The following is a 22,910-nucleotide window of genomic DNA, read 5'->3' on the forward strand; positions in this document are numbered from 1 at the left end:
ACCCGCAGCAAGTGGAACGTGCTCAGAATATGACGATGGAACGATGGCGGAACGATGAAATGATGAAACGACGAAGCGGCAAAGCGGCAACGCCATCTTGCATCCAACGACAAACAGCCGCCTTTCCTCCAGGGAAAGACGGCTGCTACCCGCGTTCTTATTCGACAAAAATCTACATCCGCTCCGGAGCGGATACGCCTACAAGGCGCAGCACGTTGGCAATGACGGTGCGAACAGCGCTCAAAAGCGCGAGACGCGCCTGGGTTTGCGCCGCATCTTCCGTAATGACACGCTGCGCTTTGTAATAGCTGTGGAACAGCGAGGACAGCTCGTACACATAACGGATCAGACGATGCGGAGCATAGTTGTCCGCAGCCACCGACACTTCTTGCGGAAGCTCGCCCATTTTGCGTAAAATGTCGTATTCATGCTCCGATTGCAGCACTTGCAGATTCACCTCGGACAGCGGCTGAACCTCAACGCCCTGCTCCTCGGCTTGACGGAACACGCTGCAAATCCGGGCATGGGCATATTGAACATAGAAGACCGGGTTCTCGTTCGATGTCGAAACCGCCAGATCCATATCGAAGTCCAGATGAGAATCCATACTGCGCATCGTGAAGAAATAGCGGATCGCATCCACACCCACTTCATCCATCAGATCCTCCATCGTAACCGCTTTGCCTGTCCGCTTGGACATCTTTACCTTTTCCCCGTTCTGGAACAGGCTGACCATCTGGGCGATCAGCACCGTCAGCTTCCCAGGGTCAAAACCGAGCGCTTCCATAGCCGCCTTCATCCGCGGAATGTAGCCATGGTGATCGGCGCCCCAGATGTTGATCATGCGGTCGAAGCCTCTTTCGTACTTGTTGCGATGATAAGCAATATCAGGCGTCAGGTAAGTATAGGTGCCGTCGTTCTTCACAAGCACCCGGTCCTTGTCATCGCCATAGTCGGTCGTCCGCAGCCAGGTAGCTCCGTCCTGCTCGTAGGCTTCCCCTTTGTTCTTCAGTTCGTTCAATGCTTTCTCAACCAGACCATCCTCATACAGGGACGTCTCACTGAACCATTCGTCAAAATGCACCCGGAAACGATTCAAATCGCGCTTGATCTTGTCCAGCTCTTTCCCGAGGCCATATTCGCGCAGGAATGCGGTCCGCTCCGCCGGGTCCATCGACAGAAGGGCGTCGCCCTTCTCAGCGACCAGTTCCTTGGCAAAGCCGACAATATCCTCGCCGTGATAGCCGTCCTCCGGCATTTCAGCATCCTGCCCCAGCTCCTGCAAGTACCGGGCTTCGATGGACTTGCACAGGTTCATCACCTGGTTGCCCGCATCATTAATGTAATATTCGCGCGTCACTTCATAGCCGGCATAATCGAGCAAATTGCACAGTGCATCCCCTACCGCCGCGCCCCGAGCATGCCCCAGATGCAGGCTTCCGGTCGGATTCGCGCTGACAAACTCGACCTGAACTCGCTGGCCTTTGCCGAGATCGACACGGCCATAGTCTGCCCCCTGCTGCTGCACGAGCTCGACAACCGGGTACAGATAGCTCTTGTCCAGCGTAAAGTTGATAAAGCCCGGTCCGGCGATGTCCGCCTTCTCGATCGACGCCTTCTCCTTGTCGAGATGCTCCACAATCGCCTCGGCGATCTGCCGAGGGTTCTTCTTCGCAATGCGCGTCAGCTGCATCGCCAGGTTCGTGGCCAGGTCTCCGTGCGCCTTATCCTTGGGCACTTCAAGCAGAACTTGAGGCAGCTCCTCCCGGGATACGAGCCCTGCCGCTACCGCAGCGTCGCCCACCGCTTCGGCCACCAGGCTGTTAATGTGATCTAATGGATTCAATGTCATGATTCTTGATCCTCCTGAATGCTCAAACTAATGGAAAAATGTCCTGAATAATCTTCGAACACATATAAGTCATACTCCCATGCCGCGCGTCCGGACATGCCGTCAACAACCAGCTCCATTCGCTGGGTATGGGTAGATAATTGAAATGATGTAAACGGAGAACGGTAAAACCCCGGCAAGCGCTGCCCCAGCATAAAGGACTGTTCTGACTCCACCTCGCCGTGGCGGATGATCTTCACCTCGTCCTCGCTCAGCTTCAGCATCGTCCGGGTCTCTCCCTGATGAGGGCCAAGCTTCGGCTCGATGTAGCGCACGTACAGGGCTTTGCCCCTGGCGAACACCTCTGCCTCCAGCTCATGCACCGTCTTCTCGCCCTCATGGAGGCTTTGAAGCCGGATGGCCGCTTGTTTTCGAACTGACATCGTACCGCTCCTCTATCTTTGGCTCAGCCCATCCTGTTCATGCCGCATTGCCGTAATCCGGCAATACGCTTATGGCCTTTCCGGCGGCTGATTAAAGTAACGTATTCTATCATAGTATATTTTCATGATTTCATAAACCATTGAAACTTGCAAGCAGGCTACATTTTCAAATATTCGGGAATCAGCGGCTCTCAGCAAGGCTAAACCGATGTTTACACGCAGCATAATCTACCGAATCCGGTAACCAGGTGCAAGGAAATCTTCTATTCTTATGTAGAATCGCCACGAAACCGGCATCTTATGCCTGTCCGGATCAAGGCGTATACACGCTCAAGCGATGGTGTGACGAAGCTGCAAATACCAGGCCGTGGCTCTGTATGTATATATAAGGAAGCGGGCATCCGCTATACGTCACGGATACCCGCATGGGAACAAGCTCTAGGAGGGTGCACGAACCTGTGTATACAAAGGGAGCTGCACCGCTCGAAGGCGCGGGCCCGATCCCCTCCCTTGCCCCTATTGCTTACAGCGGCAGCAGAGCTACCTTATCACGCTGCTCCAGCTTCGCTACCATCTCTGTCCAGGCCTGCGGCTTCTCCGGCAGGACAGCATAATAACGCTTCAGGAAATGGACGATCAGCTCTGCCGGCAGCTCCTGCAGCTCATCATTGCTTGGCATGAAGCACAGATCGAGGCCGGTAACGGCTTCACCGTCATTGTTCCAGGATGGATGGACATAATCGATGTCCGTACGCTTATACCCGAGATGGGACAGCACCTCCCGGCGAACGAACGGATCCATCGGCTTCACGCCGCCGAACTCATAGTCCTGAACACGATATGGATCATAGATTTCAGCGAACATGCCAAACAGCTCCTTGCCGTTCTCCGCGGCCAGACGGTTCAGATCCTTGAGCCGCTGCTGGGCCAGAAAACGGCCGATACCCAGCCCTTCACGGCCGACGATTGTAAAGTCCGTCATCGCCACGTTCCAATCCTCGTAATAGCGGTACTCGGTTGTGCCGACAACCTCACCCTCATGAACAGCGACAAAGACACGGATGCCCGGGTCCTCCAGCGGCTCCTTCCACAGACTGAACTCCAGCACTTCCTCCGGCGGAAACACCTCCTGCATCAGGTTGTGCATTTTGCGAAATAGCGGGTCTTCAATGCTTGTAATACGGATATATTCCATGTTCGTAACGGCCTCCTTAACAGCTTCATGATTTAAAAGGGTTTCTCCATTCCATCAGCGCCCCGTAATTGCAGGATTCCTCGTCCTCCAGATAATTCTCGGCTACGCCAAGCGGCGTACGTCCGCAGCGCAGCAGAAACGTGATCACCGGGTCCTTGATCTCGCCCCGAACGACCGCATCCAGATACGCTTCCGCCGACATCTGCCCGGCATATCGGTGATAGCCTGGCATTCGCCCGCCGCCGAGCAGGCGGTCCAGCTTCTTCTCAACAGTGACATGATACAGCGACTGAAGCAGCCACTTGCCCAGACCGAGCTTGCGAAAGCGCGGGCGAACGCAAATATCCGCTACATACAGCGTGTTGCCATCCGGCTTGTGTGTCCGAATATAGCCATGATCGGTTGTGTCCGCCCAGGAATGCGCCGGCTTCGCGGGATCAAAATCGACGATCAACGAGGTCACCGATCCTGCGAGCACCCCATCCACCTCAATGCACAGCGCCCCCTCCGGGAAGCGGCTCACATGCTCGTGAAGCTGCTCCTTGTTCCACCACTGCTCCGGCGGATACGGAGGCGGAAAGGTCTCGGATTGGATCACGATCAGTTCGTCGAAATCAGCTTCTGTATAACTTCGAATGACCGCCGGAACTGGCCGGGCGTCCTCAAATACGTAAAGCTGCTGATTATACTGGGTCATATCACGCATCCTTTCTTTGCTTATTCATTTCGTTGTTTATATAGAAGGTTGGCTTCTGATGTACCATGCCGTCCGTGCCCTACTTCCAATCCGGGTACAGGTCGGTGCGCCGGTCACGCCACGTCGTTACGGAGCCCTTCTCGCGCACCTGATAGAGCAGATCGAGGTCCAGGTCGGCCGTAATGATCATATCGTTGTTCAGTTCTCCTTCGGCAAGCAGCCCTTTCGGCGGAAACGGGATGTCGTTCGGGGTAATGATCGCTGCCTGACCGAAATTGGCCCGCATCAGATCCACCGTTGGCAGCGCGCCGACCGTGCCGGTCAACACCACATACACCTGGTTCTCGATTGCCCGGGCATGGCTCGTATAGCGGACGCGGTGGAAACCGTGCCGGTCATCCGTGCAGGACGGGCAGAAGATGACGTCTGCGCCTTTGGCCTTCGCCATCCGGACAATCTCCGGAAACTCAATGTCGTAGCAGGTGAGCATGGCGATCGTTCCTTTTTCCGTTTCAAAAACCTCCAGCCCTTCACCAGCGCCCATATTCCAGCCGGTAATCTCTGAAGGCGTAATATGAATCTTGGCCTGCTCGGCGATGCGTCCGTCCGGGTAGAACAGATGCGCCACATTGTACAGCTTGCCTTCCCGGCGAATGACATGCGTCCCTCCGATAATGTGCATGCCGTAACGCTTGGCGAAGCCCTGGAACAGCTCACGGTACTGATCTGTAAAATCAGGCAGATCATTGATCGTCAAAGCATGGCCCTGCGCATCCCCGATCGACATCAGCTGCGTCGTGAAAAACTCCGGAAAGAGCACGAAATCGGCCTCGAATTCCTCGGCGGCCCGGATATAATGCTCGGATTGTCTAGCGAAATCATCAAATGATTGTATGGTATGCAGATGATACTGCACAGCGGAAACGCGAAATTTCATGCTTCTCCTCCTTGGGATTCCATTCTGAATCCATTATATAAAATTTTAAAGGGTGAGCCTATGTCCAAGGATGTCCCGTGTCCTCTCCTCCACTTCTGCAGGCATGTCCACAGTCTGTCCAGAGAAATTAGTGAGAGAAATTATGGAATTCTTTGAACCGATCCAGCCTGCGGGACGTACTACATGTATACACCCATTATAAGGAGGTCTTTCATTGAAGAAAAGTTTATCACGGATACTGATCGTGATCCTTGCGGTCATGCTGCTCCTGCCGACAGCGGCCATGGCATCCGGTACTGACCCGTCTAATGAAGCGAAATCGGGACAGAACCTGGAGACGATTGCCGCCGAGAAGGCGTCCCTGCTGACACAGGCGTACGGGACGATCAGCGTGCAGTACGCACTTATCGATCAGGGTGAGATCTTGTTGTCAGGGCAGTCCGGCATGAACGATATGGCCGGGGAAATCCCGCTCACCAATGAAACGATGTATGGCATAGGTTCAACAAGCAAAGTATTTACAACCGCTGCGGTTTTGAAATTGGCAGATCAAGGAAGGATCGACCTGGATACTCCGCTGGTGGAGTACATACCGGATTTTAAAATGAAAGACGAACGCTATAAGCTCATCACGCCGCGCATGCTGCTGAATCATTCGTCCGGCCTGCACGGTTCGACGCTGATCAACGCGTTCCTGTTCGCGGATTCAGACCCTTATGCTAAAGAGTCACTGCTTCAGCATCTGGCGAATCAGACCCTGAAAGCCGACCCAGGTGCGTTCTCCGTGTACTCCAACGACAGCTTTACACTTGCTGAGATTTTGGTGGAACGGGTAAGCGGAACGGATTATACCGCATTTATTCATCAGCATTTTACCGGCCCGCTCAACATGAACAACACCAAGACATCTCAGGATGCACTGGACCCTGACCAATTGGCGGGACTCTACTACCCGACTTATCAAGGACAGCTTCCGAATGAAACGGTCAACGTGATTGGAACCGGCGGCATTTACTCAACTGCCGAGGATCTCGCCCGGTTCGCGACTATTTTTACAGGTGAGACCGAGGGCATTCTATCTCCGCAGGCTATCCAGGCGATGGAGCAGGAAGAATACAAGAACGGCATCTGGCCGGAAGATGCGGACAACTCGATTGATTTCGGGCTCGGATGGGACAGCGTTCGATTGTACCCGTTCAACGACTACGGAATCAAGGCGCTCACTAAAGGCGGAGACACCATTCTGTATCACGCTTCGCTGGTCGTGCTTCCAGAGCACAACATGGCAGCCAGCGTCCTTTCCTCCGGCGGCTCCAGCTCCTTTAATCAGCTGCTGGCAAGCGAACTGCTGCTGCAGGCGTTGAAGGAGAAGGGCGTTATTGACGAGTTCAAGCCGGCCAAGTCCTTTGGCGTGCCGGTTGCAGCTGACATGCCGGAAGAGATGAAGGAATACGCCGGTTATTACGTGGCGACCAACGTACAGATGCATGCCGATATCCGTGACGGAAAGCTGTTCCTCACCGTACCGATGAGTCCGGAAGAGCCTGCGCAGACGTTTGTTTACACTGGCGACGGGGACTTTGTGAGCGAGGAAGGCAGCACGAAGGTCCGTTTTGTGACCGAGAGCAATGACCGCACTTATATGTGGGTAAAACAATATGCCACCTTGCCGGAACTGGGGCAGATAGCACTCAATCAGTATCAGGCCGAGAAGGTAGAGAAGGAAACACTCCCTGGCAGGTCTGAAGCAGCCTGGAAGAAGCGTGAAGGGAAAAGCTACTATCTCTTAAACGAGAAGTACACCTCGATTGCGTACATGATCATGAAGCCGGTGCTTACGATCAGCCGGGTAGGTGATATGCCGGCCTATATCGCCGACCGCAAAATTGTCGGACCTGATCTGGCCGTTAGCCAGCATCAAGTTCCCGGAACGGGCAGTCGGGATACATCCGATATCAGCTTCTTCACCCAGCAAGGAGTGGAGTATGCAGAGGCAGCTGGCTCCTTGTATATGAGCGAGGATGATATCAAGCCGCTCTACCATGGCAAGAAGTCCAGACTGACGATCCATCCCGAAGGACATGCAAGATGGTTTACCGTGCCCGAGCAGGCCGCTGCCCGGACGATGACGGTGGAGCTGCCGGAGAACGGAGGTTTTGCCGTGTACGATGAGAACGGGGTGTGCTTGAACTTCACCGTTATCAGCGGCGAGGCTTCGGTGACGCTGCCCGAGAACGGAACGGTCGTATTTGCAGGGGATCCGGGATCGGTCTTCCAGATCTCCCTGGATTAAACAACTTAGAGCCTGCCCTGGTGCTTTCAAACAAACAGAGGGAGAACCCTTATAAGGGTTCTCCCTCTGTTTTGGTTGCAGCTTCGCTGGTCGGTGGCGCGCTATCCGGCCTTTTCCGGGCTATGCAGCAAATTTCATGACCCATAGCTTTGCCTTGCAATTGAGTCAGAATCGCCATTTTGTCCGCCATAGAGTATGCCGTCTCTGCCGTAGAGGAGCCGAGCAGCTGCTCCAGGTGATTCGGCACTTGGCGGGTGAACAGGCTCACAGGCTGAAACGGAGTCTGTGCCAGCAGCTTCATCAGGCTGCGAGCGGAGTAATGGTAAAGGTGATCCTTCTCGGTCAGCAGCGGAGATTGTTTGCCGTAGATCGCATTGGTGAACGATTGAAGATTCGGCACACTGAACAGCAGCAGCCCGTTGTCCTGCAGCTTCCCGGCCACTCCGCACAAAAACTCGACCGGCCTGGCCATATGCTCCAGCACATGCCAGAATACAACCGCATCGAACGGCTCCCACTCCTCGGCAAGCTCCGGGCTCCACAGAGCATTGTGCAATTCCAGGTCGTACTTCTGCTTGGCGTATTTACATGACGATGCGGACGCCTCCACTCCGGTAACGTCCCAGCCCGCACTCTGGGCGGTAAACAAGAATTCCCCTGTTCCTGAGCCAATCTCCAGCAGCCTTCCCTTTCCCGGCCTGAACATTTCCAGCTGCAGCGTGTTGAACAGCGCATGGTCTTGGAACGTTAGATGCGCGTACTTATCGCGCATGGCAACCCAGCGATCGTCGTAAACTTCCTCTATGATTCGGGCTACATCCGTCGTTTCGGCATGACGCTGAAACAGCAGCTTGCAATCGTCGCATTCAAACAGGTCGAACCGGCTATATGCGTAATATAGCGTGACATGTTCGGATGAACGGCACAGTGGGCACTCCATTGGGCTTTGCTCCCCTTTCCGCTTTCCGTATTGAGGACAGTTCGGTTCCTCGGTTCCTCGGTTCACGTTGTCCATAATATATATTCAGCACTCGGCCAAAGTTGAACCGTCCCCTCACCTCATGCATGGATTCCTCTGCATTTCAGCACAATAACAAGGCGGCCTGCGGAGCGTCCGCCCATAGACAATGAAGCGCCGCCGTACGGACGAAACACTTGTCACGCCGCGTTAGAACGGGACTGTCGGTCCGGGTATCACCCGAATCTGGATGACCTTACATATCCTGGAAACTTGAACGCTTTTTTTTCAAATTTCAGACCCTCGTTTAACAATTCTCATGTATACTGGACAGGTGATTAAAACCAGAACCATATCAAAAGCTGTGTTTGCAGCCGCAATATGTGTTAAATATGAGTAATCCGAAAGATTGAGGTGATGACCACCATGATGACCCGTTCCTTGCATTGGCTTCAGCAGTATGATCGTCGCGTCTTCCGCTGGTTCAACCGTAAACTCCGAAACAGGGCAGCAGATCTGCTGTTCAGAGGCTTTACCCATCTCGGCGGAGCGGTATTTACGATTGTAATCACGCTGTCCGTCGCGGTGCTGACGTCCGAGCCATGGTCCTTCATGGGGTGGCAGAGCTTTGCAGCGCTGTCCATCAGTTTCCTGATTACGGCGATTCTAAAAAGAAGATTGCAGCGGATCAGGCCATATCTGGCCCTGGAAGAAGTGCATGTGGGAAAGAACCCGCTCAAGGACCCTTCGTTCCCGTCGGGACACTCTACCGCGATCTTTTCCATTATTACGCCCTTCCTGTTCATATCGATGTGGTTGTCGCTGCTGCTCATTCTGATCGCCAGCACGGTCAGCCTCTCGCGAATTTATCTGGGCTTTCACTACCCCTCCGACTGCCTTGCCGGATGTGTCGTCGGCTTGACTACAGGCATGCTGATCGTTCTCGGATAATCCATAAATAGGTCGTCTGTCCTTCTTAAAATGAAGCCATTTACTACTTGTGAGTATCCTAAGGCAATTGTATAATCCATATAACGATACAGGGGAGCACCTCGGTATAGACATATGTCTATAGATGAGGTGTTTTTCGTAGCCAAAGGAGGGAATTCATGAAGGAAGAGTGGCTTCAGGAAGCGTCCGGAGGCCTTAGTGCCTCGGAGCTGAAAAATTTCAAAAATAGCATCGCCAAACTTTGGGCTGCCCCATTCTCGATGAAGGATTTTACAAATCTCGTTCATGAAATGACCGAAGCGCAGAAGCGCCGATTTCAATCCCTGCTCAACATCAAGTTGAAAGCCCCCGTGAACCGGCCTTTTCCCGTTGATGGATTCCTCCAGCTCGTTCGCATGAGACTCCATAAGCCCAATGAGAAGCTGCACATACTTCAAAGTATCATGCTGCACATTATCCCAATCTATGAAGATGACCTGCACAAATCGGATGAGGAATTTCTCGCCATGGAACATGATAAAAGGGAGCAGTACGGCGCCTGGCATTACTTGTGGGCGCTGCGTCTTTACCCGAAGCCTTCCGACCGAATCGCCGAGCGGCTCTCGGAACTGGAGCAGACACTGCCGCCGCCAGCAGTGACCGCGGCCTCCCGCGCTCCCTCGGAGCCGGACCGGCAGGAGCGGCAGCCTGCAGCCGATGCCAAAGAGCGGCAATTGCTCGCGCAGGAGCGTGAACGCCGCATCAAGGCCGAGCAGGTCATCGACGGACTGAACAAAACTGCAAGATTGACGGAAGCCAAGCTGCAGCGGATGGCGGATGCTCAAGATCAGCTGCAGCGTGCCAATCAGGAGCTGGAGCAGCAGCGGCTGGAACTGCTGCAACGGATCGAGCATGAGCGCAAGCGAATCGCGCAGCTTGAATATGAACAGGGCCAGCTGAATGCGGAAGTGAATAAGCTGCAGGCTGCCATTCAGGACCTGGAGGAGCGCGAGATTCGAACGGCGGCCGCCTTCGTGAGAGAGAAAGCGGCACTGAAGCAACAGATCGACTTGGCCAGAAGCCCCTCAGCCAGTGCGGACCAATTGATTGCGCATCTCTATGATGAGGCCCTGTCCCTGATGAACATGCTGCGGCAGCGCGTATGGCCGCGGCAGGAGCAGGCCGAAAAACGCCAGGACATGGCTTACATGCTCGATCTGGCAGGTCGGATCGAAACGCTGTTCGATCCTCCGGAAGCACCGGAAGCACAGCCGGACAAGCCCAACCCCACGAATCACAGCAGCCGCCCTGCTGTGGAGGACAAATTCACGGATGAGGCAGCCATCAGCCTCGATCTAGGGCCCCTCGCTCCTATTCACGAGGAGTCTCCGTCTCCCTCCTCCGACGAGAAGCCGAAACGATCCGGCACTTTCTATCGCAAGGATCATGGCGGATATGTTCAGCTTGAGGATGGCGGATTCTTCCGGGTAACGGAGTCCGTCGTCAACGCGATCGGCCTGGAGCATGAAGCGGAAGTGGAGTGCGAGCTACAGCGCAGGCCGGACGGCTCGACTTATCAGCATATCACCATCCTGTTCCAGGGAGACGATGCGTTCGCACCGATGGAGCAGTATTTGGGGTATGTAGAGCTCGGGGAGCGGCACACGTATTATTGTGTCGATATTCATAATCCAGACAACCGGTTTCCGCTGCATGAGAGGGACATTGAGATCCAGCGGCCGTTCGACGGGGACCCCTGTGTATTCAATGTTGCGGCAGACGGGGAGTATGCCAGGCTATCGAAATTGTTCAGCGACCAAGCGGAGCTTAAGAACGGGCGCGAAGAAGCAGCTTTAAGAAAACGGAGCACCCCGGACAAAAGAAAGAAAGCGAGCAAGGCGGTCGACCCATTTCTGGAAGGGTGCAAAGTGGCCGTTATCGGCGGACAAGCCAAATGGTTCGAATCGGTGGTCAGGGAGACCGGGGCTGAATTCGTGCATGAGAACGGGGAACATCCCGAGCGGATGTTTGCGGAGCTGCGAAAATGCCATGCCTTATTCAAGCTGTACACCGCCACTTCCCATGAAGCGATATGGTCCGGTGTGGAGATCGCCAAATCGAACGGCATCCCTCATTTTATGATCGAAGGGTCCAAATCGAACCTGCGCAAGCTGTTGTGGGATAACCGCGACCTTATCCTCAGCAAAGCGGGGAGCTAATGTAAACGCATTAGATGGAATTGGTGCAAATATCAACAAAAACAGGCCCTGCCGGTTGGCAGGGCCTGTCCGCGTTCGCGCCACATAAGGCGTGGCACCCGTGACTAGGGATTACTTCACGAGGTCTTCCACGAATTTAGGAAGCACAAACGCCGCTTTATGCAGGCGAGGCGAGTAATATTTCGTATCCATCTCCGGAATGGAGGACTCGTCCACCTCAAGTGGATCATACGTTTTGCTGCCCATCGTAAATGTCCACAGCCCGCTTGGGTACGTAGGGATGTTCGCGCCGTACACACGAACGATCGGGAAGATCTCCTTCACGTCCTTGCTGACCTTCTGGATCAGATCAGCTTTGAACCAAGGGTTGTCGGTCTGTGCAACGAAAATGCCGTCTTCCTTCAGCGCTTCATAGATGCCCTGGTAGAAGCCGCGCTCAAACAGCGGTGCCGCCGGCCCAACAGGCTCGGTGGAATCCACCATGATCACATCATATTCGTTCTTGTGTTCAAGAATGTGCATGTAGCCGTCGTTCACCAGCACCTCTACCTTCGGATCATCGAGCTTGCCGGCAATTTCAGGCAGGTATTGCTTCGAATATTCGATGACTTTGCCGTCGATCTCAACGAGAACTGCCTTCTCTACACCCGGGTGCTTGATTACTTCCCGAATGACACCGCCGTCTCCGCCGCCAACGACCAGCACCTTCTTCGGGCTTGGATGCGTGTTCAGCGCGGGGTGAGCGACCATCTCATGATAGACGAATTCATCCTTGATCGTAGTCATGACCATACCGTCCAGAACGAGCATGCGTCCAAATTCCTCGGTATCAATCATATCCAGCTGTTGAAATTCCGTCTTCTCATGCACAAACGTTTCCCGTATTTTCGCCGTAATCCCGAAAGTCGGTGTTTGCTTCTCTGTAAACCATAATTCCATCGTCTCTACCTTCTTTCCGCTAAAATAATGTTCAGCCGTCCAGATCCAAGCCGCAAAACTTTATTATAGGGCAGACGCCTTTCTTATCAGTTTCACACTTTCTCTATTGTACCAAACAAATTGTATAATAACACAGCTTTAGCGGTGTTTGCGAGAGCGGAAATAATGTGTTTGTTATACCTTCTGCACCTTGATCAGATTCGTGTTGCCAGGCTGTCCGATCGGGATGCCCGCAGACAATACAACCGTGTCCCCCGGATGGATATATCCAGTCTCCACCGCGTTGCGTGTCGCGGTCTCGAACATCTCGTCCGTCGTTGTCATTTTGCTGCCAAGAACCGGAATCACGCCGGACAGCAGACAAATCTTCGGCAGCACCTCACGGTGATGGGTGACGGCAATGATTGGAGCCTCCGGACGATACTTGGAGATCATCCGCGCCGTAAACCCGCTCTCGGTTGCCAGAATAATCGCATGAGCCCCAAGCTCCAGCGACGCGCTGACCGCGCTCTGACTGATCACTTCTGTAATGTCGGCTGCCTGCCCTGCCCTCTTCTTGTTGAACTGCTCTCTGTAATCGATAATCGATTCCGCCTGCTTGGCGATGGATGCCATCGTCTGCACGGACTGAATCGGATATTTCCCTGCAGCCGATTCCCCGGACAGCATGACCACGTCCGCGCCCTGCACGACCGCATTGAACACGTCACTGACCTCCGCCCGGGTCGGCCGAGGATTCACCTGCATCGACTCCAGCATATGGGTAGCGACGACGACCGGCTTGCCGGCCTGGTTGCACTTGTCGATCATTTCCTTCTGCAGCATCGGCACCGTCTCGATCGGCACCTCTACCCCGAGATCACCGCGGGCAACCATGATGCCGTCGGAGGCTTCGATAATCTCGTCCAAGTTCTCCATGCCTTCCTCGTTCTCGATCTTGGAGATGATCTGCACATGTCCTGCTTGATGGCTCTCCAGTATGCGGCGGATCTCCATAATATCGTCGCCTTTGCGGACGAAAGAGGCGGCAATCATCTCCACCTGATTCTCGATGCCAAATTCAATATGCTTCACATCGCGCTCGGTCACCCCTGGCAGAGAGGTGTGGATGCCCGGCAGGTTGACGCCCTTGCGCGGCTTGAGCTTCCCTCCGCTCACAATGCGGCAGCGAATCTCCGTCCCTTCTACGGCAAGTACCGTCAGATCAATCAGACCGTCATCAATCAGAATCCGGTCCCCCGCCTTGACATCGCGGGTCAAGTCCGGATAATTCACGCCAATACGCTCGCTGTCCCCCAGTATCTCTTCGGTGGTCAGCACCAGCTCTTCGCCGGTCTTCAGCTCGCAGAAGTCCTCCTTCAGCTTGCCGATTCGCACCTCCGGCCCCTTGATGTCCATCATAATGGGTACAAACGTGCCGAGCTCAGACGCTGCCTGACGGACATTCTTCATCCGCTGGACATGCTCGTCCAGCTCCCCGTGCGCCATATTGAGGCGAGCCACGGTCATCCCTGCTTGAATCATTTCCTTTAACACCGGAACCGAATCGCTGGCCGGCCCAATGGTACAAATAATTTTCGTTTTTTGCATCATAAATCTCCTCCGTTTTTTCTTCAATTGTAGCGCTGTTATTCCTGCGAGACTATGAAATATAGTATAGTGAATACACTATAGTACGATCACGAGGGAGGGATCGCATGATCACCGTTCTAGATGTACAGTTCCACCAGGGAGTCGATTGGTACGAGGAGAGCTCCTCCTGTCCGGACAGTCATACCCTGTGCCTTGTCACTTATGGCAAATGTGTGTTTTGGGTGCAAGAGCGCAAGCTGATCATCGATCAGGGCGATGTGCTGCTCATCCCGCCACAGCTCGATTATTATGGGAAAAGCATCCCCACCCTGTTCCATAGCAAGTATGTGATTCGTTTCCACAATTCATGTATGGAGGACGGACTGCCTATGCTAAGCCACCCCGATTTCATCAAACGGAAGCTGGGCAGCTATGAGCTGGTCAGAGAACGGCTGCGGAGCATTTCGCTGCAATGGGAGGACCAACCGGCGTATTACAGGCATATGGCGAACGCGCTCCTAACCGAGACCTTAATCTATATTAACCAGGAGTGGGACCGGGGTGTCATTCCGGATGACAGGCACCGACATGTAGCGCGAATGAAGCAGTACATTCAGGAGCATTACCGGGAGAGAATCACCAAAGAGGACCTCGGCGAGGTCATCCAGCGAACACCGAATTATGCAGCCACGCTGTTTCGTAGCGTCACCAACCAGACGATCAGCGAGTATGTGCACAGCCGCCGCATCAAGACAGCGATGTACATGCTGACCGAATCGCGACTGACCGTGCAGGAGGTTTCCGAGTATCTCGGATATCGGGATGTCTCGTATTTCCACCGCATTTTCAAGAAAATCACCGGCGCTTCCCCGTCCGACTTTCTGCATGAACGTTCGCGGATCGTATAAGGCGCGATGGTGCGTCTTTTTTTCAGAAACCGCAATGATTTTCAATTCCACGAATATCCTCGTTTGCCCAGCCCCATAATGAATAGAAAGGGAGCTTCAACATAAGGTAACCGAAATCTGTTGCCAATCCCTCCATGAAAAAAAGGAACTGGAAGGAGCACCACCTATGGCGGGATATCATGACCGTTCAACGAGACGCAAACGTCCTTTTGTCCGGATTGCCGCATTTCTGTTCGGCCTCCTTGGATTATCTATCATGGCAGGCGGCATGCTGCTCGCCTATCTATTCATCACGCCTCTGCCTGTGGCCGAGACCTCGCGTTATTCCCGCCTCCTGGACAGTCAGGGGGAATTAATCGCCACCTTCTCTTCGACGGGCAAGTCGTCAGAGCAGGTCAAGCTGGCCGACATTTCACCAAATCTGATTAAGGCTACGCTGGCGGTGGAGGACCGTAAATTCTACGATCATCCCGGCTTTGACCTGAAGGGGATGGCCCGGGCGCTGCTGGTCAACCTGGAGCATATGGACACGAAGCAGGGTGCGAGCACACTTACCCAGCAGCTGGCGCGCAACCTGTATCTGTCCCATGAGAAGACATGGACACGCAAGCTCAAGGAGGCCAAATACACGGCCCAGCTTGAGATGAAATACAGCAAGGACCAGATTCTGGAGATGTATCTGAACGAGATTTATTACGGGCATGGCGCTTATGGCATCGAATCGGCCTCGCTGATGTACTTCGGCAAGTCGGCCAAAGACCTGTCACTGGCGGAAAGCGCGATGCTGGCGGGCATCCCGAAAGGGCCGACCTATTATTCACCGTACAATCAGCCGGAGAATGCCGCCAAGCGGCAGCGCATCGTGCTGAATGCGATGGCCCAGACCGGGTACATTACGCAGGCCGAGGCGGATAAAGCCGCCGCCAGCAAGCTGGCCCTGCTGCCGCAGAACCGTCAGGAGAACAAGGTTATCGCTTCGTATTTTCGCGATTATGTGCGCCAGCTGGTTACCCGGGAGCTGAAGATTACGGAGAAGCAGCTGGAGGAAGGCGGGCTGAACATCTACACGACGCTCGACCCGCAGGCGCAGCAGGCGGCGGAGGAAGCCGTCGCCAAGGAGATGGAGAACTCGGGCGAGCTGGAAACCGCACTGGTGTCGATCGACCCGCGAAACGGTCACATCAAAGCGATGGTCGGCGGAAAGGATTACCGCCAGAACCAGTACAACCACGCCCTTGCGACGACGCGCCAGCCGGGTTCATCCTTTAAACCGATCATGTATTTGACCGCCATTGCCTCCGGCGAGATGACCAGCACAACGATGTTTAACAGCCAGCCGACGCTGTTTCATTATGACAACAACCGCAAGACGTACCAGCCGAGTAATTTCGGCGATAAATATTTGGGCGAAATTGCGATGCGGCAGGCGATAGCGGCATCGGACAACATTTATGCCGTCAACACAATCATGCAGCTTGGCGCGGACAAGGTGGCGGATATGGCCCGCAAGCTGGGCATTACCAGCAAGCTGGAGACCGTCCCTTCCCTCGCGCTGGGGACGTCGCCAATCAGCCCGCTGGAGATGGCCTCCGCTTATGCGGTTATCGCCAATCATGGCAAGCGAATCGAGCCGGTAGCGGTGCTGAAGATTACGGACGCCGCAGGCCGCAGCCTGTATTCGGCGCCGGAGGAGAGCGGGCAGCAGATCGTCGAGCCTGCGGCCGCTTACGTGCTCACCCGAATGATGGAGGGAGTGTTCGAAACGGGCGGCACCGGCAACCGCGTATCCTCGATGATGAAACGCCCGGTGGCCGGGAAGACCGGAACGACCAATACGGATGCGTGGATGGTCGGGTATACGCCGGAGCTGTCGACGGCGGTATGGGTCGGCTATGACAAGGGCAAGACGATCAGCACGGTGGACGGGCGGCGGGCAGCGCCGATTTTTGCCCAATATACGGAGAAGGCGCTGGAGAACGTCCCGCCGAAAATTTTCCCCATCCCGGACGGAGTAGTCAGCGTCTACGTTGACCCTAAGACTGGCCTTCTGGCTGGCCCCGACTGCCCTGCCAAAACATTGGAGGTATTCGTGGAAGGCACCGAGCCGACTGAATACTGCAGTGAGCATTCTGGCGGAGATGAGCAGGAGGAGCAGGATTCGAATGAAGAGAACCCGGCTCAGGAGGCGGAAAAGCAGGAGGAGCGTTCCTGGTGGTCTGACTTCAAACGCTGGTGGGTGGAGTAGCCCTCTTCCGCTCGGCCGCGAGTACGCATAGAAGAAGCCCTGCCTGGCCGACGGCCAGTGCAGGGCTTTCCTTGTTCCATCTCTCTATCCAGCGATGAAGAAGCTCGTTCCCGCCAATGATCCGAGGATCGGGCGGCCGATGACCATAAGCGTCAGCAGTGCAGCGACGTAGACCAGCAGAACGACGTACAGAAAGTCCAGACTGCCGGTACGTGCCTTGCCCGAGCTGGTCAGCACCAAGGTAGGGACAATCATAATCGAGCCGATGAGGACAAACACCAGCACCAGCGCTGAGACGGTGCGATCCAGTCCCAGAAACGCAAAACCGATCAGGCACAGCACGATGAACGGGGTCAGCAATGTACCGAACCGGGACAGGATATCCCCCAGCCCCGCCGGCGAGTCTGACGAGACTTTCACCGCTGCATAAGTGTACACGCCGAGCAGCAGCATAAACAGCGTGAGTGAAAGCATTGGCTTAAGCACCATATTCACAAATGCGCCATCAGGAACATAGCCGACATTGAGAATAAAGATGCAATAGATCAACAGCTGCACAGCCAGCACGTACAGCACCAGGGACAGCAGTGCGTTGAGCAGCTGGTCCTTTCCGGTCAGCCGCGCTGTGGCGACAGGCCGTCTCAGGGAACTGCCGAAGTATGTAAAGTAATCCCGGGCATGGATCTTGATTAATTCAAAAAAAGGATTGGGCTCATCATCCCGCTCGTCCATCGCTTCAAACTTCTGGGACGCTTCCCGGCGGGAAAGAGGCCACGACATCGTTGCGTCCCCGGACTCCGCCTGGACAGGCTTCCCGTCCGCTTGCGGCACGCTCTGCTTCGACTCCTTCGAGTTGTATGTGTAATAGACACGATCCGGGTCTGATTTCGACTTCTCGATCCCCGCTGCCTGCTCGGCATATGCAGCCTCTGCTTCCTGCCGCTGCGGCGCATGGCTGCCCCTCAGCTCCGCCCCGCACTGCTCGCAATACTTCCCGTCAGCCGTAACATATCGGCATATTGGACAAGTCATAACCGTTCCCCCTTAGCCACGTTTATCCATTAAACTGTTCGCTCTTATCAGGTGGATTCAACTTAGCTATTAGTATAAGTGGACTTCTGGACAAAAGGAAGGATTTTCTTGCTGGGCTTCAGCGTCCATGATGCCGCTTGGGGCATGTGCGGCAATAGGAATCGGGTTTATCGGATACAACATATTTCAAACAGCAGGTTGTTCGAACACGAATCAGGTCATCGGACACCGCTGTGACCCTCTTGGGCGTGTTGAACTGCTGGAACGGGTTGCGTTTCTCACCGAACAGGTGGCCCGGCGCCTCCTGCAGAAGGTAGCGATAATCGTCCCGGATGCGCTCCAATTGCTCGGGGGTTGCCCCTTCCGGATAGTTCTTCTCATACAGCGCATAGACAATCGTAGCCGTGTTCTCCCATAGCACCGATTTGGAGATGCGGGCTGTCTTGGCGAGCGCTCGCCAAACGAGGGAGACATTCCCGGCGAACAACTGGCCGAGCACCCGCTCACGCCAGCCGCTCCGCTGCCCCGGCGCAGGTTCAATTACCCGCCAGTCCATCAACCGGCCCTCAGGAAGCCACAGCTGCTTGTCATAGACAGATTCGATCCATCCGTTCTCCAACGTATAATCCAGCCCCTTGTTCAGGCGAGACATCGCATAGAGCGCTGCGGCGACGGTCAGATAAGCATAACGCTTGGCGAACAGCGAGGCCGCTGCTGTCTCTGACGAGGTGCCGAAGATCCCCTTCACGCCGGCCAGGTATGCCGCGACCTTGTCCTGATCTACCAGATCCGCAAAAGGAATCGAAAACGTCCGGTCTGTTGAAGGCACTTGCCTCAGCCGGTATTCCGCAGCGAGTACCTCAAGCTCATTCGGCTCCAGCCGGGCAGCCTGTTCGTTCAGTTCCATACAAGCATCTCCCCGCTCTCTTCATCTCGCTCATCTATCGATTCAATACATAAATGATATTGAGACTCATTATCATTTAAATTGTAGTTTAGCAGGCAATGGATTTCAAGTCTTTTCTTCCCCGGACAAGCAGACAGACGCTGCTTCTCCACCATCCCCTGACGGTCGTCTTTCTTATGTGATGGCAGCCCTCACATTGCTCCAATAAAAACAACCGGCCGGATGATAACATCCGCCGGTTGTAGTTCCTTATATTCTATAGAAGGAGATAAATTCCGTCATCCTTATTCTGCGGTCTCCAGCGCTTGCTTGATTTCATCCGGCGATGCGTTCCACCATTCCTCGTTACGGGAAATAAGCAGCTCGCGCAGCGCTTTCTTCTCCTGATCGCCCAGCCCATCCAGAATGATCCGGCGCTTCAGCGCATAATCCATCTTGTTCACATGGTCGGCCAGGATCTTCCATCCCCGGCGAGCCTCCTGGTCGATCAGCATCTCACAAGCCGTCATCCCGCCATAAAATTGGCCGTCCGCATTCCGGTCCACAGCCACCCATACGATCCATACCTGGCGTCCGTTCGGCACATCCTCCTTGTTGGCAGAGAAGCGAATGCCTCTTTCCACCTTGCTCTTGGCGTGCATGGCGCCGATATCCACCCGGGCTTCCCCGTTATCAATAATGACCGGCGACAGGCTGTTCAGATCAATCGAGCCCGCTCCGAATCCTTTGTGCTTGCTCTTGCTGTTAATGATATTTAACGCAATCTGCTTCTTGCCGCCCTGCTCCTGATTCTCCATCCTGCCAAAGACCTCCTATAATAAGAGCCGATACACGTATCGGCTGCCTGGTTGTGATACCTACTTCTCAATAATTTTATTTTAACTAATAATCCCCCAAAAGCAAACATATACATGCTGTAGATGCTTGTCAACGGGAGGTTGTTCAAATGGTCCCACCACGTGCCAAAGTCTTTCTATCATCCTTGCTCGCCCTCGGTGTGCTTGCAGGATCCATGCCCATATTTCTGAAAAGCGGCCCCTTAGCGTCTATTGCTGCCTCCGATGCAGCCAAGCCCTCCTCAGCCGCGGTCGAGAAGGCTCCGCTCTCGCCGCCGAAGGCGCAGCCAAGCGGCCCGGCCCCGGCACTGAGCGACCGGATCGTCGAATATCACATGGACGTCCGTTATGAACCGGAGGAGAACAAGCTCAGGGGCAAACAGACGCTCACCTGGACCCATCCGGGGAAACGAAGCGTCACCGAGCTGTATTTTCACCTCTACCCGAACGCCTTCGCATCCAATGACACTACATTTATGAAGGAATCGGGAGGGCGGCTTCGCTCCGATACGATGCCCGAAGGCGGCTACGGTTCCATGACCATCACGGGGATCAAAACACTGGAGGGGTTATCGCTGACCAATCGCCTTCAATATGTTCAACCCGATGACGGCAATATCAAAGACCGGAGCCTGGTCAAGCTGCGTCTGCCTAAACCGGTCAAAGGGGGAGAAAGCATTACCCTCTATACGGAATTTGAAGTGGAGCTTCCGCAAATATTCGCCAGAATGGGAAGCGCAGGCGATTTTGTGATGGCGGGTCAGTGGTTCCCTAAAGTCGCTGTGTACGAGCCAGTTGGCCTTCGCGACCGAACCGATGAAGGGTGGAACCTCCACCAGTACCATGGCAACTCAGAGTTTTATTCCAACTTCGGCATATACAGTGTCCGCATTCGCGTGCCGGAAAACTACATCGTGGCTGCTACCGGCTTCCCGACCAAATCCCCGCAGAAGAGCAACGGAGAGAAGATTTATCAATTCTACGCAGATGATGTGCATGATTTCGCCTGGTCAGCCTCCCCCAATTTCGTAACGGCAGAGGAAGCCTTCTCAGCTCCCGGCGTCCCCGGGGTGCGGATCAAGCTGTACCTCGACCCGGCGCATCAGCATTTAAAGGAGCGATATTTTGACGCTGCCAAGACGGCGCTGGGCTCCTTCGGTAAATGGTACGGCTCCTATCCGTATTCCACCCTCTCCATCGTCGTCCCGCCGGAAGCCGGCAATGGCGCGGGCGGAATGGAATATCCAACGCTGGTCACCGCCTTCGGGGCCAGGAATGACTCGCCGGGCTATGAACTGGAGCGAACCGTGATTCACGAAATTGCTCACCAATATTTTTACGGCATGATCGCCAGTAATGAATTTGAAGAGGCTTGGCTGGATGAAGCCTTTGCCTCCTATGCGGAAGAGAAGGTCATGGAGCAGGAGTATGGCATCACCGCCAACACCGCCGCTCAGGCCGCCTCCATCACTACCCCGGCTCCGCTGAAGCAGGAAGCCTGGAAATACGATTCCCACCAGCACTATGCCCAGAATGTGTACACCCGGGGCAAGCTGGTGCTGCAAGGGATCGAACGGCAGGTCGGAACCCAGACGATGAACAAAATTATGCTCACCTATGCCAAAAAATTCAGATTCAAGCACCCGACCACCGCTGACTTTCAAAAGGTCGTGGAGCAGGTGACGAAAACGTCCTGGCAGTCGTACTTCGATCAGTACGTATACGGTAGCCAGATGGCCGATATCGCCATTGAGGATATTCAGGTGAAGAACAAGGGCTCGGAGGCGCAGCCGAAGTACGAATCGATCGTGAAGATTACCAGCAGAGACGGGGATATCGCCAATGTGCCGATTGTGTTTGCTTTTGAAGACGGGAAGACGTTGGAGAAGGTATGGAGCGGTCAGGACGGCCACGTCACGTACAAGCTCGAGTACAGCTCCCCGCTATCCTGGGCGATGGTGGATCCGAAATATACGATCGTGCTGGAGAACAACCATATCAACAACTATATGCGGACGGGAATGGATCCGAAGACGGTCACACGCTGGAACCTTAGCGTAACCAAGCTCCTGGAGACGCTGTTCGGCAGCCTGTCATGGTGAGGGGGGAAAACATGAAAAGCTATGCAAGCCAGGGTTGGGCCAGTGTAAAAGATCAGTTGTATGTCATCATTCTGCTGTTCCTGTACCGCCTGTTATGGGGCTATTGTCTTTATCGACTGGTCAAATCCGCCGTGGTCCCGCTCCTGATGCGATATCCAGATCCGGCTCCGAACGAGCTGAGCCGGCTCCTGTTCTTCTATGAAGGGGAGATGAGCCTGTCGCTTAGCTCCACCGTCCATACCTACGGATGGCTGCTGATCGGCCTGCTGCTGATTCGTATGCTGCTGACGCCGCTCATTCAGGCCGGTATATTCTACAACCTCCATCAGGAGGCCAAGGGGGAACGAGGGCTGTTCTTTTTCATCGGCATCCGCAAATGGTGGAGAACGGTCTCCGTATTCTATGTGGCCGAGCTTGTGCTTACCTTCGCCCCTGCATACTGGCTTGTGCCCAAAATGCTGCCTCTGTTGATTAACTCGATCCAGGAGCCAGCACTCTTGCTGCGTGTGCTGCCCTTTGCGGCCGGCTGGCTGCTGTACGCCTACCTCATGAAGCTGCTCCTGTTGTACATGCAGTTCGGACGGACGGGCAGCGTCAGCATGACCGCCTCAATTGTGGCCTGTCTCAAGCGGCTCGGCACGGCAAGCCTGCTCTCGATCACGATCGGCGGATCAGCGCTGCTGGTTGTGCTGCTTCTCAGCGCCGTCTCCTTCTACTGGGCAGGGCTGCTTGCTCTTATAATTCAGCAGGCTTCCTACTTCCTGCACGGCCTGTTCCGCATCTGGTCGATCTCCGCCCAATATCATCTATGGAAATCGGGTACCGCTGACCATACATGAACCGTGTTATATGCCTTCGATGGCTGT

Annotated in this window: 18 protein-coding genes; 7 read left to right on the forward strand and 11 right to left on the reverse strand. The window is 54.6% G+C overall.

The window, feature by feature from the left end:
- Positions 1–172: 172 nt before the first annotated feature.
- The 5 genes from argS to MKX64_RS09665 all read right to left on the reverse strand — a co-directional run bounded on the left by argS (position 173) and on the right by MKX64_RS09665 (position 5,103).
- Positions 173–1,852: an arginine--tRNA ligase gene (gene argS, locus MKX64_RS09645; protein ID WP_341035706.1), complete on the reverse strand. Its 1,680-nt coding sequence runs from the start codon at positions 1,850–1,852 to the stop codon at positions 173–175.
- Entirely contained in the window at positions 1,849–2,274 is a 426-nt protein-coding gene (locus tag MKX64_RS09650) for a DUF1934 domain-containing protein (RefSeq protein ID WP_095268148.1), read from the reverse strand. Before MKX64_RS09650 ends, argS begins: the two co-directional genes overlap by 4 nt.
- 523 nt (positions 2,275–2,797) lie before the next feature.
- Positions 2,798–3,469, reverse strand: a complete 672-nt coding sequence (locus tag MKX64_RS09655) for a GNAT family N-acetyltransferase (protein ID WP_155619109.1) — start codon at positions 3,467–3,469, stop codon at positions 2,798–2,800.
- Positions 3,470–3,494: 25 nt separating this feature from the next.
- Positions 3,495–4,166 carry a GNAT family N-acetyltransferase gene (locus MKX64_RS09660; RefSeq protein ID WP_095268147.1) on the reverse strand — a complete coding sequence of 224 codons (672 nt, stop codon included), beginning with the start codon at positions 4,164–4,166 and terminating at the stop codon, positions 3,495–3,497.
- Positions 4,167–4,245: 79 nt separating this feature from the next.
- The gene (locus MKX64_RS09665; RefSeq protein ID WP_095399359.1) at positions 4,246–5,103 is read right to left on the reverse strand and encodes a carbon-nitrogen hydrolase family protein; all 858 of its coding nucleotides are present in this window, start codon (positions 5,101–5,103) and stop codon (positions 4,246–4,248) included.
- Positions 5,104–5,317: 214 nt separating this feature from the next.
- On the opposite strand from MKX64_RS09665, the gene MKX64_RS09670 reads away from it, so the two are divergent.
- Positions 5,318–7,396 carry a serine hydrolase domain-containing protein gene (locus MKX64_RS09670; protein WP_095399360.1) on the forward strand — a complete coding sequence of 693 codons (2,079 nt, stop codon included), beginning with the start codon at positions 5,318–5,320 and terminating at the stop codon, positions 7,394–7,396.
- Positions 7,397–7,445: 49 nt separating this feature from the next.
- Here the strand turns inward: MKX64_RS09670 and MKX64_RS09675 are convergent, their stop codons facing one another.
- Positions 7,446–8,336 (reverse strand): class I SAM-dependent methyltransferase, encoded by an 891-nt coding sequence (locus MKX64_RS09675; RefSeq protein ID WP_341035707.1) that lies wholly within the window; start codon positions 8,334–8,336, stop codon positions 7,446–7,448.
- A gap of 444 nt (positions 8,337–8,780) precedes the next feature.
- Here MKX64_RS09675 and MKX64_RS09680 point away from each other — a divergent pair, with 444 nt between their 5' ends.
- Entirely contained in the window at positions 8,781–9,305 is a 525-nt protein-coding gene (locus MKX64_RS09680) for a phosphatase PAP2 family protein (protein WP_341035708.1), read from the forward strand.
- Positions 9,306–9,463: 158 nt separating this feature from the next.
- Positions 9,464–11,503 (forward strand): hypothetical protein, encoded by a 2,040-nt coding sequence (locus MKX64_RS09685; protein WP_341035709.1) that lies wholly within the window; start codon positions 9,464–9,466, stop codon positions 11,501–11,503.
- Positions 11,504–11,614: 111 nt separating this feature from the next.
- On the opposite strand, the gene speE is transcribed toward MKX64_RS09685, so the two are convergent.
- The gene (speE, locus tag MKX64_RS09690; RefSeq protein WP_095268085.1) at positions 11,615–12,442 is read right to left on the reverse strand and encodes a polyamine aminopropyltransferase; all 828 of its coding nucleotides are present in this window, start codon (positions 12,440–12,442) and stop codon (positions 11,615–11,617) included.
- Positions 12,443–12,616: 174 nt separating this feature from the next.
- On the reverse strand, positions 12,617–14,032 hold the full coding sequence (gene pyk / locus MKX64_RS09695) for a pyruvate kinase (RefSeq protein ID WP_341036283.1): 1,416 nt from the start codon (positions 14,030–14,032) through the stop codon (positions 12,617–12,619).
- 107 nt (positions 14,033–14,139) lie between these two features.
- On the opposite strand from pyk, the gene MKX64_RS09700 reads away from it, so the two are divergent.
- Together MKX64_RS09700 and MKX64_RS09705 are read left to right on the forward strand one after the other, a co-directional pair.
- Positions 14,140–14,922: a helix-turn-helix transcriptional regulator gene (locus MKX64_RS09700; RefSeq protein WP_095399364.1), complete on the forward strand. Its 783-nt coding sequence runs from the start codon at positions 14,140–14,142 to the stop codon at positions 14,920–14,922.
- 166 nt (positions 14,923–15,088) lie between these two features.
- Positions 15,089–17,167, forward strand: coding sequence for a transglycosylase domain-containing protein (locus MKX64_RS09705; RefSeq protein ID WP_095268082.1), 2,079 nt, complete (start codon positions 15,089–15,091; stop codon positions 17,165–17,167).
- Positions 17,168–17,251: 84 nt separating this feature from the next.
- Here the strand turns inward: MKX64_RS09705 and MKX64_RS09710 are convergent, their stop codons facing one another.
- The 3 genes from MKX64_RS09710 to MKX64_RS09720 form a co-directional block, all read right to left on the reverse strand.
- A complete protein-coding gene (locus MKX64_RS09710; protein ID WP_095399365.1) occupies positions 17,252–18,199 on the reverse strand; it encodes a hypothetical protein in 948 nt (315 codons plus the stop codon).
- A 118-nt stretch (positions 18,200–18,317) separates the two neighbouring features.
- Complete coding sequence (locus MKX64_RS09715; protein WP_341035710.1) at positions 18,318–19,106, reverse strand: IucA/IucC family C-terminal-domain containing protein; 789 nt, start codon at positions 19,104–19,106, stop codon at positions 18,318–18,320.
- A 284-nt stretch (positions 19,107–19,390) separates the two neighbouring features.
- A complete protein-coding gene (locus MKX64_RS09720; RefSeq protein ID WP_095268079.1) occupies positions 19,391–19,903 on the reverse strand; it encodes a YwhD family protein in 513 nt (170 codons plus the stop codon).
- Positions 19,904–20,052: 149 nt separating this feature from the next.
- Between MKX64_RS09720 and MKX64_RS09725 the strand changes: the two genes are divergently transcribed.
- Positions 20,053–22,044 carry a M1 family metallopeptidase gene (locus MKX64_RS09725; protein WP_095268078.1) on the forward strand — a complete coding sequence of 664 codons (1,992 nt, stop codon included), beginning with the start codon at positions 20,053–20,055 and terminating at the stop codon, positions 22,042–22,044.
- Between the two features lie 11 nt (positions 22,045–22,055).
- Positions 22,056–22,883: a hypothetical protein gene (locus MKX64_RS09730; protein WP_095268077.1), complete on the forward strand. Its 828-nt coding sequence runs from the start codon at positions 22,056–22,058 to the stop codon at positions 22,881–22,883.
- Positions 22,884–22,910: the final 27 nt, after the last annotated feature.

It is taken from the genome of Paenibacillus sp. FSL M8-0334 (genome assembly GCF_038000405.1).
GTDB lineage: Bacteria > Bacillota > Bacilli > Paenibacillales > Paenibacillaceae > Paenibacillus_AQ > Paenibacillus_AQ campinasensis.